The 17,182-nt window shown below is 63.3% G+C and carries 15 protein-coding genes; all 15 read left to right on the top strand.

All coding sequences use genetic code 11. The features are described from left to right. Positions 1-9: 9 nt before the first annotated feature. The 15 genes from PM3016_RS23845 to PM3016_RS23780 all read left to right on the top strand — a co-directional run bounded on the left by PM3016_RS23845 (position 10) and on the right by PM3016_RS23780 (position 16,941). Positions 10-327 carry a Dabb family protein gene (locus PM3016_RS23845; RefSeq protein ID WP_013919167.1) on the top strand — a complete coding sequence of 106 codons (318 nt, stop codon included), beginning with the start codon at positions 10-12 and terminating at the stop codon, positions 325-327. Next, entirely contained in the window at positions 324-1,208 is an 885-nt protein-coding gene (locus PM3016_RS23840) for an alpha/beta fold hydrolase (RefSeq protein ID WP_014371263.1), read from the top strand. The genes PM3016_RS23845 and PM3016_RS23840 overlap by 4 nt, the downstream gene beginning before the upstream one ends. Positions 1,209-1,233: 25 nt before the next feature. Next, complete coding sequence (locus PM3016_RS41180) at positions 1,234-2,730, top strand: GTP-binding protein (RefSeq protein ID WP_337999609.1); 1,497 nt, start codon at positions 1,234-1,236, stop codon at positions 2,728-2,730. Next, positions 2,627-3,253 carry a hypothetical protein gene (locus tag PM3016_RS40155; protein WP_337999608.1) on the top strand — a complete coding sequence of 209 codons (627 nt, stop codon included), beginning with the start codon at positions 2,627-2,629 and terminating at the stop codon, positions 3,251-3,253. Before PM3016_RS41180 ends, PM3016_RS40155 begins: the two co-directional genes overlap by 104 nt. A 201-nt stretch (positions 3,254-3,454) precedes the next feature. Continuing rightward, positions 3,455-3,709: a DUF7667 family protein gene (locus PM3016_RS23830; RefSeq protein WP_014371261.1), complete on the top strand. Its 255-nt coding sequence runs from the start codon at positions 3,455-3,457 to the stop codon at positions 3,707-3,709. Positions 3,710-4,130: 421 nt separating this feature from the next. Continuing rightward, entirely contained in the window at positions 4,131-4,973 is an 843-nt protein-coding gene (locus PM3016_RS23825; protein WP_164923396.1) for a helix-turn-helix domain-containing protein, read from the top strand. Positions 4,974-5,122: 149 nt separating this feature from the next. After that, entirely contained in the window at positions 5,123-6,421 is a 1,299-nt protein-coding gene (locus tag PM3016_RS23820) for an argininosuccinate synthase domain-containing protein (RefSeq protein ID WP_014371259.1), read from the top strand. A 74-nt stretch (positions 6,422-6,495) separates the two neighbouring features. Next, a complete protein-coding gene (locus PM3016_RS23815; RefSeq protein ID WP_014371258.1) occupies positions 6,496-7,251 on the top strand; it encodes a 2OG-Fe dioxygenase family protein in 756 nt (251 codons plus the stop codon). 83 nt (positions 7,252-7,334) lie between these two features. Next, complete coding sequence (locus PM3016_RS23810) at positions 7,335-8,561, top strand: APC family permease (protein ID WP_014371257.1); 1,227 nt, start codon at positions 7,335-7,337, stop codon at positions 8,559-8,561. A gap of 329 nt (positions 8,562-8,890) precedes the next feature. Next, positions 8,891-9,616, top strand: a complete 726-nt coding sequence (locus PM3016_RS23805) for a ZIP family metal transporter (protein WP_013919161.1) — start codon at positions 8,891-8,893, stop codon at positions 9,614-9,616. 186 nt (positions 9,617-9,802) lie between these two features. Next, positions 9,803-11,203, top strand: coding sequence for a calcium-binding protein (locus tag PM3016_RS23800; RefSeq protein WP_016362827.1), 1,401 nt, complete (start codon positions 9,803-9,805; stop codon positions 11,201-11,203). A 258-nt stretch (positions 11,204-11,461) separates the two neighbouring features. Next, entirely contained in the window at positions 11,462-12,844 is a 1,383-nt protein-coding gene (locus PM3016_RS23795) for a calcium-binding protein (protein WP_014371255.1), read from the top strand. 310 nt (positions 12,845-13,154) lie between these two features. Further along, positions 13,155-14,552, top strand: coding sequence for a calcium-binding protein (locus PM3016_RS23790; RefSeq protein WP_013919157.1), 1,398 nt, complete (start codon positions 13,155-13,157; stop codon positions 14,550-14,552). Between the two features lie 108 nt (positions 14,553-14,660). Further along, positions 14,661-16,034: a calcium-binding protein gene (locus PM3016_RS23785; RefSeq protein ID WP_013919156.1), complete on the top strand. Its 1,374-nt coding sequence runs from the start codon at positions 14,661-14,663 to the stop codon at positions 16,032-16,034. A 301-nt stretch (positions 16,035-16,335) separates the two neighbouring features. Further along, positions 16,336-16,941: an SLOG family protein gene (locus PM3016_RS23780; protein ID WP_049819069.1), complete on the top strand. Its 606-nt coding sequence runs from the start codon at positions 16,336-16,338 to the stop codon at positions 16,939-16,941. Positions 16,942-17,182 lie beyond the last annotated feature (241 nt).

The following is a 17,182-nucleotide window of genomic DNA, read 5'->3' as shown; positions in this document are numbered from 1 at the left end:
AAACATATCATGACATCCGCATCCATCCGCCATATGGTGATCTTTAATCTGAAACATGCCGCAGGCTCGCCGGAAGCCGAGCAGTTCCTGGAGGACGGCCGGACGCAGCTGACCTCGATCCCCGGGGTCACCCGCTTCGAGGTGTTCCGCCAAGTCTCCCCGAAGAATGATTACGAGTACGGATTCTCGATGGATTTTGCGGACGGGACGGCCTATGAGGCCTACAATGCCCATCCTGTACATACCGCCTTCGTATCGGAGCGCTGGGAGAAGGAAGTCACCCGCTTCCTGGAGATCGACTTCCAGGCGGTCCCGGCCCGCGGGTGAGGATCGTGGAGGGTCTTCCCGAAGGCTTTTCGGAGCGATATGTGGAGACGAACGGCATCCGGCTCCATGTGGTCACGAGCGGACCGGAGGACGGCCCGCTGGTCGTACTGCTGCACGGTTTTCCGGAATTCTGGTACGGGTGGAAGCGCCAGATTCCGTTCCTCGCCGCCCAGGGCTACCGGGTCTGGGTGCCGGACCAGAGGGGCTACGCACGGAGCGGCAAGCCGGAGAAGATTGAAGCGTATGCGATGAATGGACTCGCCGCCGACATTGCCGGCCTGATCGATGCAGCCGGCGGGGGGCCGGCTTACCTTGCGGGCCATGACTTCGGGGCCATGGTCGCCTGGTATACCTCGGCGCTCTACCCGGAGAAAGTGCGCCGGACAGCGATCATCAATGTGCCGCATCCCGAGGTGATGTTCCATAAAGTGCGCACCTCGGTGCGGCAGATGGTGCGCAGCTCGTATGCGGCGTTCTTCCAGCTGCCCTGGCTGCCGGAAATCTCGGCCGAGTGGGGGAGATGGAGAACGCTTACGGAGGTGCTTCGGAAGAGCTCGAGGGAAGGCACCTTCTCGGAAGAGGATCTGGAGCGGTACCGGCAGGCCTGGGACCAGCCGCGCGCTTATACGAGCATGCTGAACTGGTACCGGTGCTTCTGGCGGAAAAAGGGCCGCGCGCCCATCCGGGACATCCCGGTGCCTGTCCTGATCCTCTGGGGGGAGCAGGATCAGTTCCTGCTGCCCGAGATGGCGGGGGAGAGCCTGAAGTACTGCACTTCCGGCGGCCGGCTGGAGCGGTTCCCCCAGGCGACGCACTGGGTGCAGCATGAAGAAGCGCCGGAGGTGAACCGGCTGCTTCACGAATGGTTCGGCAGCGAATAGAACAGAACAGGAGCCAATCAGCCTCATGAATCAAGGGACAGAACAACAGGCAGGAGGGCGCGGGCTGCGCAATGTCGGCATCTTCGCCCATGTCGATGCAGGCAAAACGACGACTACCGAGCAGATGCTCTACCGCAGCGGACGCATCCGCACCCCGGGCAGCGTGGATGACGGCACGGCGCAGACCGACTGGATGGACGTGGAGCGGGAGCGCGGCATCTCGGTGAGGGCGGCCGTCACGCGTTACGGCTGGAAGGGGACTGACGTAAATCTCGTCGATACGCCGGGCCACGTCGACTTCCTCTCCGAGGTCGAGCGGTCGCTGCGCGTCATGGACGGCGCGGTACTCGTCGTCTCGGCGGTCGAAGGGGTGCAGGCGCAGACGGAAGTGGTCTGGCAAGCGCTGCGGGCGCTGGGCATCCCGACGCTGATCTATATCAACAAGCTGGACCGGGTCGGAGCCGACGGCCTGCGGACGCTGGAGGAGGTGCGGCGCACACTGTCGCCGCTGGCCGTGCCTGTCCAGGCTCCCCGGGGCGCGGAAGAGCGCTTCGCGGGCAGCGCCGATCTGCTCGGCATCACGGAGGCCGAGGGGGAGGCGGAGGGCGGCGTGACGCCGTATCTCGACCTGCTGGCCGAAGCGGCGGCAGAGCGGGAGGAGGCGCTCCTCCAGCGCTATCTCGAAGAGGGCGGGTTATCCCCGTCCGAGATGCGGCCTGTTATTGCCGGAGCGGCCCGCCGGGGGGAGCTCTTCCCCGTGCTCTTCGGGGCCTCCGCGCGGGGGATCGGCATCGCCGAGCTCCTGGATGCGGTAGGTGAGCTGCTGCCCCCGCCGGCATCGCCGGCGGACGAAGGCTTGTCGGGCGTCGTCTTCAAGCTGGACAAGGACCCGGCGATGGGCCGCATCGCCTATGTACGCCTGTACAGCGGCACGCTGCGCAACCGGGACACCGTGAACAATCATACCCGGGGCCTGCAGGAGAAGGTCACGCAGATCCGGCGGATCGAGGGCCAGAGGACCGAGGATATGGGGGGTGCTCACCGCCGGGGACATTGCCGCCGTCTACGGCCTCGGCCGCGCCCGGATCGGCGACATCCTGGGGGTGCCGGACCACGTGCCCGGCGTGCAGCCGCTGGCCGTTCCGCTGCTGACCGTGCAGGTGCACTGGGAAAGCGAAGCGGCATACCCGGCGGTGGTGGCCGCGTTCCAGGAGCTGGCGGACGAGGATCCGCTGCTCGATCTGCAGTGGATTCCGGAGAACCGCGAGCTCCACGTGCGGGTGATGGGGCCGATCCAGATGGAGGTGCTCACCCATCTGCTTCACAGCCGGTTCGGCCAGCGGGTCACCTTCGGGCCGCCGTCGGTTATCTACAAGGAGACGCCGGCCTCCGCGGGCGAGGGCTTCGTCGCTTACACGATGCCGAAGCCGTGCTGGGCCGTGCTGCGCTTCTTCATCGAGCCGGGCGAGAGGGGAAGCGGGCTGCGGTACAGGTCGCTCGCCCGCGAGGAACGGCTGCTTGAGAGCTACCAGAACGAGGTGGCCCGGCGGGTGCCGGAGGCGCTGCTTCAGGGGTTGTACGGCTGGGAGGTTACCGACCTGTCGGTGACCCTGCTCGAGGGTGAGCATCACGTGTGGCACACGCACCCGCTGGATTTTGTCGTGGCGACGCCGATGGGCATCATGGACGGGCTGGCGACAACCGGCACGAAGCTGCTGGAGCCGCTGCTGCGCTTCCGGCTCTCGGCGCCGGAGGAGGCCGCCGGCCGGCTGCTGCATGAGCTGGCGGAGATGCGCGCCGTGTACGAGACGTCGGTCGGCCAGGGCGGCCGGATGGAGATGGAGGGCCTCCTGCCGGTGGCCACCTCTCTCGATTTTCCGTCCCGCCTCGGGTCGCTGACGAAGGGCCGGGGGGTGCTCTCGACCTCCTTCGCCGGCTACCAGGAGGCGCCTCCGGACGTGAGGGCGGAGCGGCCGAGGCGGGGCGTGAACCCGCTCGACCAGGCGAAGTACATCCTGGCGGTGCGCAGCGCGCTTTCCGGGTAAGCCTTGGCCGCCAGCAGCAAGGAGCACAGGCCGCTGAAGGCGGCTCGGGCAGCCTTACGGAATTATTGCCGCCTGATGCTGCCCCCGTCCCATTCGGGCGGAGGGGAGCCGCACCGCCCGAATGGGACGGGGCGGACTAAAGGCGGGGCACGCTGTCCATACTGGTGAAGACACCGAATTTTCACTGGAGGGATCAAGCGAATGCTTGCTGTACATTGGCGGCTGGCGGAACTGTGGACGCTGCAGAAGTCCAGGGAGCTCACGGAAGAAGAAGAGTCCGAGGTTTCCGCCTGCCTGCATTACAATGCCATCTATGCCCGGAAGCTGGCGGGATTATATAATCTGTCGCTGGCCGCCTCGCTCACGGGAGATACGCAGTGGCAGCATGAGATCTGTGCACAGATCGACAAGCTGGAGAGCCAGGGCGACTTCGGCTGGAAGAAACCCAGCCTGTAGCCGCTTCCAGGGCGAAGCCGCACGGTGCCCCGGGACGGCGTGAAGGCGGAGCGTAATCCGGGTGGAAGGAGCCCGGGAACCTGGACTCTGGAACAGGAACTAGCGTTCGTTCTTTTGTCCCTTTACATTGCCACAAGAGATACGGCAGGACCTGCCGATTTGACAGCAGCCGACCCGGGGAGGGTCGGTTTTTTCCCGTTCGTCCCTGTCTGCGGATGACGGGGGCGCAGCTAAGCGCTTCCAACCGGGATGGAGGCGCCTGCCGATCATAAGGTGTCACATTTTAGCACGAGACCGGAGGGGCTGAGAGGAAGGTCTCCCGAACCATGGCCGATGTCACAAAATCATAGTATGGTATAAATCAGGAAGTGGGACACAGAACTTCCAATAGAAGGAAATCGAGATGAGGATGGGTGGATTCATGACGGACAGGTCCGGACGGACAGAAGGAAGGACTGAAGTAAGAATGGAGGGCAGGACAAGACCGGGCACAGCGTTCGGCCTGGTTCCCGAAGAGAGAAGGAGATTGGAAGCGGCCGCTTCCCGGCGGATCCAGGATCCGGACGTTACTTATCTGAGCGCGCGCTTGGAAGGAGCGGAGCTGCGGCTTCGCCAGGCGAGGCGTCGGCGGCTGATCCGCTGGCTGCAGCAGCCCTCCGTGCTGTACCGCGACGGGCTGACGATCGTCATGGCCGCCGACACGGACGGCACGCTGCTGCATCTCGAGAGCACGGCGCAGGTGCTGACGCGGCTGCAGCGTCACAATATCGGACCCGGCACCCGGCTGACGCTGGAGGAGACCGGCATCCATGCCGTCTCGGCCGCCGTGGAGCTCGGCAGAAGCATGTTCACCCGCGGGCGGGAGCATACGCTGTGCCTGTTCCGCGACTGGTCCTGCTTTTGCATGCCGGTGAAGGACGGCTACGGGGAGACGGCGGGGTACCTGGCGCTGACGGTGCCGAAGCATGTGTCTCTGTCGTATCTGTATCCGCTCACCGGGGGACTGGTGCGGGAAGCGGAGCGGGAGCTGGCGGGCCGCCGGCATGTCCTCACCTCCATCGAGCGTCAGCTGGCGGCGTTCCGCCTGACGGGCAGGGAGATGGAGATCGCCAAATACTGGCTGCTCGATTACGACTACAAGCAGATCGGACAGGCGCTCGGCATCTCGCCCAATACGGTTCGGGTCATGATCGCGAGCATACACGGCAAATTGGGGGTCGCCTCGAAGGCGTCGATGATTCTGAAAGTACTCGAAATTGTATGAAAAGGGGGTCAAGCCCGATTGTTAAGAACAGGGTAATGCATATGCATTATTCACGGTCCGGGCGGCCTGCCCTATACTGAACACAGGTTCGGCATGGAGGCCTGCACAATACCGGTAACCGATTAGATGATCAGATCAGGAGGGATATCATGGGTCAAATCTTGCTTTCCTACTCGCAGGCGCAGAGGCACCGCGGGCAGAAGGCGGTCATGCTGTATTCGGGCGGTCTCGACAGTATGTACACCGCCCTGATGCTGAAGGAGCTGGGCCTCGAGGTGCATGCGCTGACGGCTGACGTAGGCCAGGCGATGCCGGGCCACCTGTGCGGGACGGCGTCCGCTCTCGGCATCCGGCTGGAGATCGCGGATGTGCGCAGCGCGCTCTGCGAGGAGAATATCACGAAGGGCATTCTGGCGAACGCCCTGTTCAACGACCACTACCCGATTTCCTCGAGCTATACCCGCCCCCTCATTGCCAGGGAAGCCGTGAAGCTCGCCCGGAAGATCGGCGCCCGGCTCATCATCCACAGTGCGACCCCGCTGCAGAATTCGGCGGCCCGGTACACGACGAGCATCATGGCGCTGGCGCCCGAGATGGATATCTTCTGTCCGGCCGTCGGGGAGTACGCTTCACGCGAAGAGAAGATGGCCGCCCTGGCGCCGTTCCTCGAAGCGCTCGGCATCCCATTCCCGCTCTCGCCGAGTCTCTACTCGGTTGACGAGAATCTGTGGGCCCGCGTCATCGAGAGCGGCCCGCTGGAGGACTGCACGCAGGACGTGCCGCCGCACGGCGTGTTCGAGTGGACCGCTCCCCCGGAAGCGTGCAGCACGGAACCGCTGGAGCTGACGCTGGAGCTGCGCGAAGGGCTGCCTGTGGCCCTGAACGGGCAGTCGATGCCGCTGCTTGCCATGATCGGCGAACTGAACGGAGTGCTGGGCCGGTACGGCATCGGCCGGTATACGGGGCTGGAGGACGGGCTCTTCGGCACGAAGATGCCCGAGCTGCGTGAGGCGCCCGCGGCCTGTATGATCCACGCTTCCCATGTGAAGCTGGAGGAGGCGGTCCTGTCCGCGCAGGAGCTGCGCATCAAGAAGTCGCTGGACCGCGAGTGGACACACCTTGTTGTGACCGGCGGCTGGTACAGCGAGCTTAAGGGCACGCTAGACGCCGCAATGGCCGCCTTCAACCGCGACATTACCGGCTGGGTTCGCTGGCGCGTGTCCCCCGGCCAGATGTTCTGCATCTCGCGCAGCGCGGAGAAAGGCATGTACGTCTCCCGCTTCCCGGCCTTCGCCCAGGAGTTCCAGCAGTACTCGCTGAACAGCTTCTTCCAGCAGCTCGGCAGGCAGCAGCGGCTCGGGGACGGGACGGCCATCCCCCACGACGCCGCAGCAGGCGGGGAGGAACAGGCGGACGACCTGATTCTGGAGCTCGTGCTGCAGCGCTGATCCGGCGGATTCGCAGTCCTGCATACTTTACTGAAGCATCGCATTAACCCATTATAGAAAAGAGGTTATTATCCATGATTACGATGCAGATTCAAGATGTTACCGGTGTGGACACCAACCTGATCGTCGAGCGTCTGGCGGGCCCCGGCTTCTGCCATATCCGCGGCGGGGCCGTACGCCAGGCCGAATTTTTCACGGAAGAGAGCTGGAACGCCTTCGCGGACAGCTGGAACCGCCTGGAGATGGACGGGTATATGGGCGACAACGGCAAGTACCGCCTCCGCCGGTACGGCAATTACGTGTACCGGCCGGAACACGCCTCCCTTGAGCTGCTGCCGCACGGCCCGTACTTCCAGTCGTACGAGATCAACCCCCTGAACGGCGGCATTCAGCGCCACTTCGAACCGATGGAGGAGGGCGTATCGGCCAGCTCCTTCTTCACGGGTCTGCTGCAGTGGTGCGCCGGCATGTTCGACCGCCTCGAGCCGGGGAGCGACTGGGACATCAAGATTCATCAGTACCGCATCCTGGCGAAGCCGCAGGAAGCCGGGCTGCCGACACCGGAGGGCATCCACCGCGACGGCACTACGTTCATCCTTACGTTCCTGATCGAACGCAGCAGCATTGAAGGCGGCGAGACAGGGATCTACAGCCTGAACCGCGAACCGCTCGGCCGACTGACGCTGGCCGAGCCGATGGACTGCATCATCGGCGACGACCGCCGCACGATGCACGGCGTGACGCCGGTAATCCTGTGCCCGGGGGCGGAGAGCGGCCACCGCGACGTGCTGATCGCGGCCTTCACCAAGATTCCGCGCGGCAATGACTGAGGAGCGGGAGCTTCGCCGCTCCCTCTCCTGGGTGCAGGGCGCGGCGATGACAGCGGGCGCCGTTCTCGGCGGGGGCCATTCTGGTGCTGCCGGCGCTGACGGCGGAGGAGGCGGGTCCCGCCTCCCTGCTGTCGTGGATGCTGATGTCGCTGCTCGTGCTGCCGATCGCCCTGACGATGGGACGCCTGGCTTCGGCGGTTCCGGACTCCGGGGGCGTCGTGTCCTTCGCCCGCCGGGCCTTCGGCGACCGGGCCGCGTATCTGCTCGGCTGGACGATGCTCGGGTCCATTCCGATCGGCGTGCCGGTCATGGCCCTGACGGGGGCGCATTATGTCGGCAGCCTGTTCAGCCTCTCCCATACCGGCACAACCGTCCTGGCGGGGGCGCTGATCCTCTGCGCCCTTCTGCTGAATGCCCGAGGCATTGAGCTCGCCGGCTGGGTGCAGGTCGTCGTCATCGTCATCATCGCGCTGATGCTGATGATAGCCGCCGGTGGCGCAGCCCCGCTCGTCGAACGGGAGAGCTTCGAGCCGTTCCTACCGCACGGCTGGGCTTCCGTCGGCCTTGCGGCGGTCACGATCTTCTTCTGCTTCTGCGGCTGGGAGATGATCGTCCCGCTGGCGGAGGAGTTCCGGAATCCGTCGCGGGACATTCCGCTGAGTCTGATGACGGCGGCGCTGCTGATCATCGTGCTGTATCTGTCGATCGTCGCCGTGACGGTGGGCACCGGCTCCTACGGGGGCACCGGGGGGCTCGCTCCCCTGAGCCTGCTCATGGAGAAGGCGTTCGGCTCGGCGGCGGGGGCGGTCACGGGGGCGCTGGCGCTGTTCATCACGTTCAGCTCCGTGCACACGAATATCGCCGGCTTCTCCCGGATGATCTACGCCCAGGCCCGGGAAGGGGAGCTGCCCGGCTGGCTGGCGAAGCTGCATCCGGCCCACCGCTCGCCGATCGCGGCGCTGTACGGCTGCGGCGCGGTCTTCGGCGGCGTGCTCCTGTACTACGGCACGGCCGAGCCGAGCCTGGCCTGGCTTGTGAAGTGGCCGAGCGCCATCTTCATCTTCTCGTACATCGTGGTGATGGCGGCCGCCCTGCGGCTGCTGCCCGCAAAGAGCGGGGGCCGGGTGTGGGCGGGCCTCTCCCTGGTGCTCTGTCTTGCGATCTATGCCTTCAGCGGCTGGGCTGCGGGCTTCCCGCTGGTGCTGGCGGCGGCGGGGGCGCTCTTCGCCTTCCTGCGCCGAAAGCCCGCCTCCATGAAGTCTGCGGCTGGGGCGGAGCGATCTTCGGCTCCGGGCAAATCACCGCGGTAAGACAGCAGGCAGCCGCCATATCCCCTGTCGCAATGAAGAAGGACGGTCTGCGGCCGTTCTTCTTTGTATTCACATGCAGCTCTCGGCAGAGCTCGATTCTGTGGGGCACTGCTAGCCCTTTCCATGCAAGGCTGATGCCCTTCCCCACTGCGGCCGTCTCTGCCCTGAACCCCTTAGCCGCCTCTGCCCGATTTCCTCCGCGGCGTGTCCTGTGCCTGCGTCGCCGCCGCCCGAATGCGGTAATGAAGAGGGAAGCCGCCGGCCGTCTGCGGACCGCATGTCCCAAGACCGGCCACTGAAGGGGCCCTATAGAGAGAGGAAGATGCCGTATGTGGGAAGTGCTGTGGGGAAGCATTCTGTCTGCGATGTCCACCGGGGCGGGAGCCCTGTTGATCCTCGTCATGAAAGGAACGACCCAGCGCCTGAGGGATATGCTGCTGGCGCTCTCCTCGGGCATCATGATCGTGGCGACCACCTTCAGCCTGATTCCCGAAGCCATGAAGCAGGGAAGCGTCTGGGTGATCACTGCCGGCGTGCTGCTGGGAACGGCGGTGCTGGCACTGGTGGAGAAAGGGGTGCCGCATCTGCCCATCACCCGGAAGGTCAATCAGGTGCTTGACCGCAAGGCGATCCTGGTGCTGGCCGCCATCACGCTCCACAACATCCCGGAGGGGCTCTCCGTCGGAGTCAGCTATGCGAGCGAGGATCAGAGCCTCGGCGGCATTATCGCACTGGCGATCGGGCTGCAGAATGCCCCGGAGGGGCTGATGGTCGCGCTGTTCCTCGTAACCCAGGAGATCAGCCGCTGGAAGGCGTTCGGTATCGCTACCCTTACGGGAGCCGTCGAGATCGTTTCTTCGCTGCTCGGCTACGGCTTGGCGCAGACGGTCGGATCCCTCGTGCCTTACGGGCTTTCTTTTGCCGCGGGGGCGATGCTCTTCATCCTGTTCAAGGAGCTGATCCCGGAGAGCCAGGAGAACGGAAGGGAGCTCTCGGCGACGTTCTCGTTCATGTCCGGCTTCCTGCTTATGCTCATTCTGCTGCAGGTATTGTAAGAGGCCCGGGAGGTACATAGCTTGACCCGGCTGCCGGAGGAGCTCCCTCCGGTATTTGCCATGGACAGAAAGTGCGGCCCGCGGGGAAGAACATGCCTAAAAGGAGTACCCCGGAGCAGGGGAGTGTGCTACGATGGAGGTGGAGGGGAACCATAATCAACCATCGAAGGAAGGATGATGCAAAAGATGAGTAACCCGGCACAACCCCGTATCGTGTTCGGTACGAGAGGCAGCGACAACTTGACGGCTTCGCAGGAAGGGGGAGACCGGATTTTCGCCTCGGACGGCGATGACCGGATTCAGGTTTTTCGTGGAAGTGAATATGCGGATATTCACGGGGGCCTCGGCAACGACTACTTTGAGGTGCTGGGCGGGCATAACGTCATGTATGGCGAGGAGGGGGATGACAGGCTGACGGTGGATGCCGAGAATAACCGGATCCACGGCAACGGCGGCGACGATACCTTCTGGGTCACCGGAGGGGACAACCTGGTTACCGGAGGCGCGGGGGATGACTCTCTCAGCTATGCCGGAGACCGCAGCCATCTCGTGACGGGGGATGGGGAGGATGACGTTGTTTTTGAAAAATACGATGAACTGAACCCCTCCGACGACAACCGGATCGAGCTTGGGAACGGGGATGACAGCCTGCAGCTCTGGGGCAGCCGCAATACAGCCCTGGGCGGTGCGGGCACCGATGATCTGTTCGTCCGCGAGTCGGGAGACAACCGGCTGGAGGGCGGCATGGGAGACGACCAGTTCGGGGCGCTGAATGTGTACCGGTCCGTCTTCGTCGGCGGAGCGGGGAATGATCACTTCGCGAATGCGGTGGATGAGCACGGACAGGACGGCAGCTCCGGGAACAAGTATTTCGGCAATGAAGGCAATGACTTCTTCGCGGGCTCGGGCGAAGACAATATGTTCCTCGGAGGAGCCGGCGGCGATACGCTGCGGGTGGAGGCCTATACCTCGCTGTATGCCTCGGTGCTGAAGGGCGACGGGGGAGATGACGAGCTGTCGATCGAATTCCCGTCGGGCGGCACGGGCAATGTGCTGGATGGCGGGGAAGGCCGCGATGCTCTGACCTCCGTCTCGTTCTATAACACGCTCAAAGGAGGGGCCGGCAGCGATACGCTCGCCGTAACCGGCTTTGAGTGGACCGGCTATTCATTGGAGAATACGCTTACAGGAGGTAAAGGGGAGGATCTGTACGAGATCGGACCGGGTGTCGGAACCAACACGATCCGGGAGGATGGCATCTGGAACGAGCAGGACCGCGTGAAGTTCCTGGCTGCGGAAGCGGAGGACGTGAAGGCCGCCCGCTCGGGGGCCGATCTCGAGATCGCAAGTGAGACGGGGACGGAGAAGCTGATCGTTGAGCGGTTCTTCGAGAGCAAGGCGGCCCGCGTCGAGCAGTTCGAATTCGCAGACGGCACGGTGTGGACCGACAAGGAGGTCGAGAGCCTGATCCAGGCGATGGCCGCCGCCCCTGGAAGTGGCGGTTCCCTGGAAGCGGTTTCTGCCCCGGAGCGGGACGAAGCACTCGCACTCCTGCTCGCGCCGCCAGCAGGGCATCCTCTGTTGTAACGGACATTGGCCGAATCGGATAGCCGTTCCTGCCGGTAGCTTTGGTGCTGCCGGAGAACGGCTTTTTTGGCATTTCCGAAAGGAGAACTTCTGTAAGTCTCTGTTAAAGTATGGGTTTACCAAATCAAGAAAAATTTAGGTGAAAACGTCTTCATGAGGGCATTCTTCTATGATAGCATGTAGGAGACATCAGCAGCAGACTGCGACGGGATCATAAGGGCTGCTGCCTCATATCAGAACCCTTGGAGGATGATGGCTGTGGCGGGAACGACGGGAGCGAAGCTTGTGTTCGGCACGGAGAAGAACGATGTAATGGTGGCTTCGGCGCAGGGCGGTGAGCACCTCTTTGCGCTGGCGGGAGACGATATCCTTGCAGCGACGAGCAGCGGCAATGTGCTTCACGGGGGAGACGGCAGCGACACGCTCGGGGTGGCGGGCTCAGGCAATACCCTCTACGGGGAGGGCGGCGGTGACCGGTTCCTGGTCACATCCGGAGAGAATGCGGTTCACGGCAATGACGGCAGTGACCGCTTCGAGGTCAGAGGCAGCTCGAACCTCATCACAGGGGGGGCTGGCTCGGATGCCGCGAAGCTGCTTGGATCCCGCAATGAAGTAACGCTCGGTGCCGGCAATGACTGGTTGAGCGGCGAGGTCACGGGATTCGGGAATACGTATGAAGGCAATGCGGTGAATCTGGGGGCAGGGAACGATTCGGCGAGCTTCCAAGGCCTGCGTATCTCCGGCAGCTTCGTGCGCGGAGGAGAGGGGAACGAGAATTTCAGCGTGTCGGAGAGCGGCGGTCACCGGATCGATGGCGAAGCGGGGAACGATTCGTTCCACAGCTACCATTCGGAGGGATCGTTCTTCATCGGGGGCAGCGGGAATGACAGCTTCGTGAATGCCGTGGACGCCTGGTACGACCACGGGAATGTCGGCAACACCTACCATGGCGATGGGGGCAATGATGAGTTCACGGTATCCGGCATCTACCAATTGTACAAGGGCGGCAACGGAGAAGACACGTTCACGGTGGTGCAAAACTCGACTCTCGAAGGAACGGTGATCCTGGGAGAGGGAGGCAGCGATACGATTCAAGCGGCGGAAACCATCGAGGGCGGCTACAACCGGCTCGACGGGGGCGCGGGCCAGGATACGCTGACGAGCTCGCTCGGGCGTTCGGAGCTGTTCGGGGGCAGCGGGAACGATGTGCTGACCACGCTGGGCAGCAGCCGCGAGAATTGGCTTATGGGCGAGCAGGGACAGGACCGGTATGTGATCGATTCCGCGCTCGGTTCCTCCCTGGTGTCCGACTACGGCATCAAGGGGGAGCAGGATACCGTCGTCTTCGCCTCGCTGGGCCGCGATGACCTGAGCTTGTCCAGGGACGGCGCGCACCTGGTCTTCGAAGCGGGCGGGGAGGAGCTGATCGTGGACCGCTTCTTCGTCAACGGCTCGTACCGGATCGAGCGCTTCGAGCTGGCGGACGGCACGGTATGGACGGACACGGATGTCGAGAAAATCATCCAGGCGATGGCGGCTGAACCGGAGGCGGGTGCTTCAGGCGATGCGGCGGACGCCGGCGCGAGGGCGCAGGAGCTGAGTCTGCTGCTGGCTGCCGGGGGAGCAGCGGTGTCGGCTTAGGGGCCGCAAGGGTCTGGGCTCGCAGGCAGCAGCGGGGCATCCGTCGGCTTCCGTGCCGGCCGGTGCGGCCGGAACCGGGGCCGGTTCCAGCTCCAGCTCCAGCTCCAGCTTAAGTCCCTGCTGCTAAGAAAGCGGCAGCGCGCCCAAGGGGGCGGTATGTACCCGGGGCGCCGCAAAAAGCGGACGGGCCGATATGTAATCAGGCTTGACCCGTAACGGATCACTCGAATCCGCTTTTTTCGGCTTCGAAGAGGCTGCATGAATGTAACGTTTGCTTTTTTAACTCTGAATCGGAGAGGAAGAATGCAAGATGGCGGAAACGAAAGGGCCTAAGCTGGTATTCGGTACGCAGAAGATGGATGTCCTGATGGCTTCGGCACAGGGCGGGGAGCATCTCTTTGGGCTTGCCGGGAGTGATGTGCTGGGTGCGGCAAGCAGCGGCAATGTGCTGCACGGAGGAGACGGAACCGATGCGCTGGGGCTGACAGGCTCGAAGAATACTCTCTACGGCGAAAGAGGCGACGACCTTCTTCTGGTGGGGTCGGGGTCGGGCTCGAATGCCATTCATGGCAACGAAGGGAACGATCGGTTCGAGGTAACCGGCAGCTCCAATCTGATCACGGGCGGGGATGGAGAGGATGAGCTGAACCTGAAAGGTTCCTACAATGAAGTATCCATGGGAGCCGGGAACGATGTGCTGCTGCTCGGAAGCGATGGGGGGCAGGCCGAGCAAGCGGCCGAACGAAATACGGTGTTTCTCGGGACAGGGAACGATTCCGCCGGGTTGGACCGGGTGATGAACAGCACCCTGCGCGCCGGAGAAGGCCATGATAGTCTGACAGCGAGTTTTGCTGCGAACAACCGGATTGACGGAGAAGCGGGGAATGACACCGTTTACCGATTTGACGCCTCCCATTCCAGCTTCATCGGGGGCAGCGGCAGCGATAGCTTCGTCAACGGGAAAGGCGGCAGAGACTACGAAGACTACACGCGCTTCGATAACAAGTACTATGGCAATGACGGCAATGACGAACTCTGGACGGCCGGCAGCCGGGAAACGTATTACGGGGGGAACGGCGATGATCTCCTGGCGACCGTTCGTTACACCAGGCTGGACGACAGCTTGATCAAGGGAGAGGGCGGCAATGATCTGATTCATGCCGGCGAGATCAGCGTGGGATCGAATAACGTGTTTGACGGCGGGGCCGGGAACGATTCCCTGACCTCATGGCTGGCAGGCAGCGAGCTGCTGGGCGGCACCGGGAACGATGTATTAACCGTCGTAAGTTACAACGGCGGCAATACGCTGACAGGCGGACAGGGCGAGGACACCTATGTGATTAACCTGCTCGCGAATTCCTCCGTCGTATCGGATAACGGAACGAAAGGGGAGCAGGATACGCTTGCTTTTGGTTTCCTCACGCATCATGGGATCGATGTGTCCCGGGAAGGGGACGACCTGGTCTTAAGCGGATACTCCGATATGCAGGTGACGGTGGACCGTTTCTTCGTGAACGGCTCCTGCCGGATCGAACGGTTCGAGTTTAAAGACGGCGTTGTGTGGACGGATACGGATGTGGAAAAGATGATCCAGGCCATGGCGGCATCACCGGAGGCGGGTGCTTCAGGTGATGCGCCGGAAGCCGGCGCGGGAGCGCAGGAGCTGAACCTTCTGCTGGCCGCCGGCGGCGCACCGGCCCAGGGGTAAGCTGGACGGAAGGGACAGCAGGAGGATCAGGCACGGAGGCTTTGGATGATCCCGGGCCTCCGGCCGGAAGCACGTCTTTTGATCATAACCTGGTGGAGGAGGATGACCATGGCGGAGACGACAGGACCTAAGCTGGTGTTCGGGACGCAGGAGAACGATGTGCTGGTGGCTTCGGCGCAGGGCGGAGAGCATCTGTTTGCGCTGGCAGGAGACGATGTGCTGGCTGCGGCGAGCAGGAGCAATGTGCTGCACGGGGGAGACGGCAGCGACACGCTCGGCGTGACGGGGGCAAGCAATACGCTCTACGGCGAAGGGGGCGACGACCGCCTCCTGGTGACCTCGGGAGAGAATGCGGTACATGGCAATAGCGGGAATGACCGGCTCGAGGTGGCGGGAAGCTCCAATCTGATCACGGGCGGAGCAGGGGCCGATAGCCTGCTGCTGCAAGGATCCGACAATGAAGCATCCATGGGAGCCGGGGACGATACGGTAGAGCTCCTGACGGATGCCGGATTGGACCTGAGCCGCAATACGGTGCATTTGGGTACAGGAACCGATTCCATGGTCCTCTCCGGGATTTCGGACGGCACCGTTCGCGGGGGAGAAGGGGGCGATGATATCTATGCTCTCTTCGTACAGAACAACCGTTATGACGGGGAGGCCGGGGATGATACGTTCAATACGTACAATGCCGTTCATTCGACCATTGCCGGAGGGGCGGGAAATGATCTTTTTAACAGTACGCCCGGTGATTTCGATTATAACGGGAACGAATACAGCAAGTACTATGGCAACGACGGCAGTGATGAGTTCCTTATGACCAGTGACGACTGCACTTACTCCGGAGGGAACGGGCAGGATACTTTCCTGACAGCCGACTATTCCAATTTCCGGAGGAATGTGGTCCGAGGAGAGGGCGGCAATGATCTCCTGCAGACCGGGGAGAACGGCGGGGGAGAGGATAACGTCTTCGACGGAGGGAACGGACAGGATCACTTGAGCTCTTGGCTGGCGGGTACCGAGCTGCTTGGCGGGAGCGGGAGTGATGTTCTGACCATTCATGGCTACAGCAGTAAGAACATCATGACAGGCGGCCAAGGCCAGGACCACTACGTGATGGATTCCGTGCTCGGCTCCTCCGTCGTGTCGGACGCCGGGGTCAAAGGCGAGCAGGATACGCTTACGTTCACGGCACTTGGCCAAGATGACTTGACCTTGTCCCGCGACGGCGGGAACCTGGTCATCGAAGCGGGCGGGGAGGAGCTGACCGTGGACCGGTTCTTCGTCAACGGCGGTTACCGGATCGAGCGGTTCGAATTGGCGGACGGCACGGTGTGGACGGATACGGATGTGGAACAGATGATCCAGGCGATGGCGGCGGCACCGGCGGCAGGAAGTGCCGGCGATGCGCTGGAGGCTGGAGCGGGCGCGCAGGAGCTGAATCTGCTGCTCGCGGCCGGCGGGGTGCCGGACTTGGGGTAAGCGGGCCGGCTCATCGGCCGGCAGACGCACCAACCGGCCGGTTCGAGGCTTCAACCGGTTGGATGGAGGCTTCGCCGCCATGTCTTCCGCGCGCAGGGAACGGCGGGAAGACTTTGGGCGCAGCGGCGCTTCTATGGCGATGGTGCTTTTTTGTGCAAAAGCGGCACCGGGCACGATTATCACGGACGACAGCCGGTACACGGCACGACAGGACGGTTCGCCGGTCATCCGGCGGCCGTCTTTCTTTTTTGGGGACGCGGGGAGGGTTTCGTGGGTCGGTTGTGGAATCCTACATAACAACATGAGGTCCAGGGGGAGTCCCCGGGCCGAGACAGAGGAGCGTTACCCCTTGAAACGTGTGCTAGTAACCGGATATAAAGCGTCGGAGCTCGGCATCTTCTCGCAGAAGCATCCCGGCATTCCCATCATAAAAAAAGCCGTTCGGGCGAAGCTGCTGTCCCTGCTGGAGGAGGGGCTCGAGTGGGTCATCGTCAGCGGGCAGTGGGGCGTGGAGCTGTGGGCCGCGGAAACGGCGCTCGAGCTGAAGACCGAAGGCTGGCCGCTGCAGCTCGCCGTCATTACGCCGTTCATCGAGCCCGAGGAGAACTGGAGCGAGGACAAGCAGAACATCTACCGGGCGCTCACCGCGCGCGCCGATTACGTCAACAGCGTCACGAAGACGAAGTACGACGGACCGTGGCAGTTCAAGGAGAAGGACCGCTTCCTGCTCCGCAACTCCGACGGGCTCCTGCTCATCTATGACGAAGAACAGGGGGGCTCCCCCCGGTTCATCCGGGAGATGGCGCTGAAGCACGCCGAGAAGGAGGAGGGCTACCGCATCCTCACCATCAATGCGTTCGATCTGCAGCAGATCGCGGAGGAGGAGCAGCTGCGGTACGACAGCTAGCGGGCTGCAGCTTTGTGCCCTTGTGCCGGGCTGGGGGCGGAGAGGCAGGACACTCTTTCGGCGCCTCGAAGTCCGAGAGGCGATTGCACCCTGTGCCGCCTCCCAGCCGCCGGTGCTCAAGTCCAGCCCGCGCGATCTGCATGGAGGACGGTGTCCGGGCAGTGCCCGCATCCCCCGAGCCCAGCCAGGTCCGCGCTGCTGTACCCGAGCGTGGAATGCGCTCGGATCCAATGGAAAGGCC

Source organism: Paenibacillus mucilaginosus 3016 (assembly GCF_000250655.1).
Classification (GTDB): Bacteria; Bacillota; Bacilli; order Paenibacillales; family NBRC-103111; genus Paenibacillus_G; species Paenibacillus_G mucilaginosus.
The sequence above is the reverse complement of the archived record's forward strand: the minus strand, read 5'-3'. Positions and strand labels throughout refer to the sequence as shown.

What these genes read in the sequence shown, in the direction of transcription:
- PM3016_RS23845 (WP_013919167.1), top strand. Translation starts at nt 10, where the DNA reads ATGACATCCGCATCCATCCGCCATATGGTGATCTTTAATCTGAAACAT.
- PM3016_RS41180 (WP_337999609.1), top strand. Translation starts at nt 1,234, where the DNA reads ATGAATCAAGGGACAGAACAACAGGCAGGAGGGCGCGGGCTGCGCAAT.
- PM3016_RS40155 (WP_337999608.1), top strand. Translation starts at nt 2,627, where the DNA reads ATGCCGAAGCCGTGCTGGGCCGTGCTGCGCTTCTTCATCGAGCCGGGC.
- PM3016_RS23830 (WP_014371261.1), top strand. Translation starts at nt 3,455, where the DNA reads ATGCTTGCTGTACATTGGCGGCTGGCGGAACTGTGGACGCTGCAGAAG.
- PM3016_RS23825 (WP_164923396.1), top strand. Translation starts at nt 4,131, where the DNA reads ATGACGGACAGGTCCGGACGGACAGAAGGAAGGACTGAAGTAAGAATG.
- PM3016_RS23820 (WP_014371259.1), top strand. Translation starts at nt 5,123, where the DNA reads ATGGGTCAAATCTTGCTTTCCTACTCGCAGGCGCAGAGGCACCGCGGG.
- PM3016_RS23815 (WP_014371258.1), top strand. Translation starts at nt 6,496, where the DNA reads ATGATTACGATGCAGATTCAAGATGTTACCGGTGTGGACACCAACCTG.
- PM3016_RS23805 (WP_013919161.1), top strand. Translation starts at nt 8,891, where the DNA reads ATGTGGGAAGTGCTGTGGGGAAGCATTCTGTCTGCGATGTCCACCGGG.
- PM3016_RS23800 (WP_016362827.1), top strand. Translation starts at nt 9,803, where the DNA reads ATGAGTAACCCGGCACAACCCCGTATCGTGTTCGGTACGAGAGGCAGC.
- PM3016_RS23790 (WP_013919157.1), top strand. Translation starts at nt 13,155, where the DNA reads ATGGCGGAAACGAAAGGGCCTAAGCTGGTATTCGGTACGCAGAAGATG.
- PM3016_RS23785 (WP_013919156.1), top strand. Translation starts at nt 14,661, where the DNA reads ATGGCGGAGACGACAGGACCTAAGCTGGTGTTCGGGACGCAGGAGAAC.
- PM3016_RS23780 (WP_049819069.1), top strand. Translation starts at nt 16,336, where the DNA reads ATGAGGTCCAGGGGGAGTCCCCGGGCCGAGACAGAGGAGCGTTACCCC.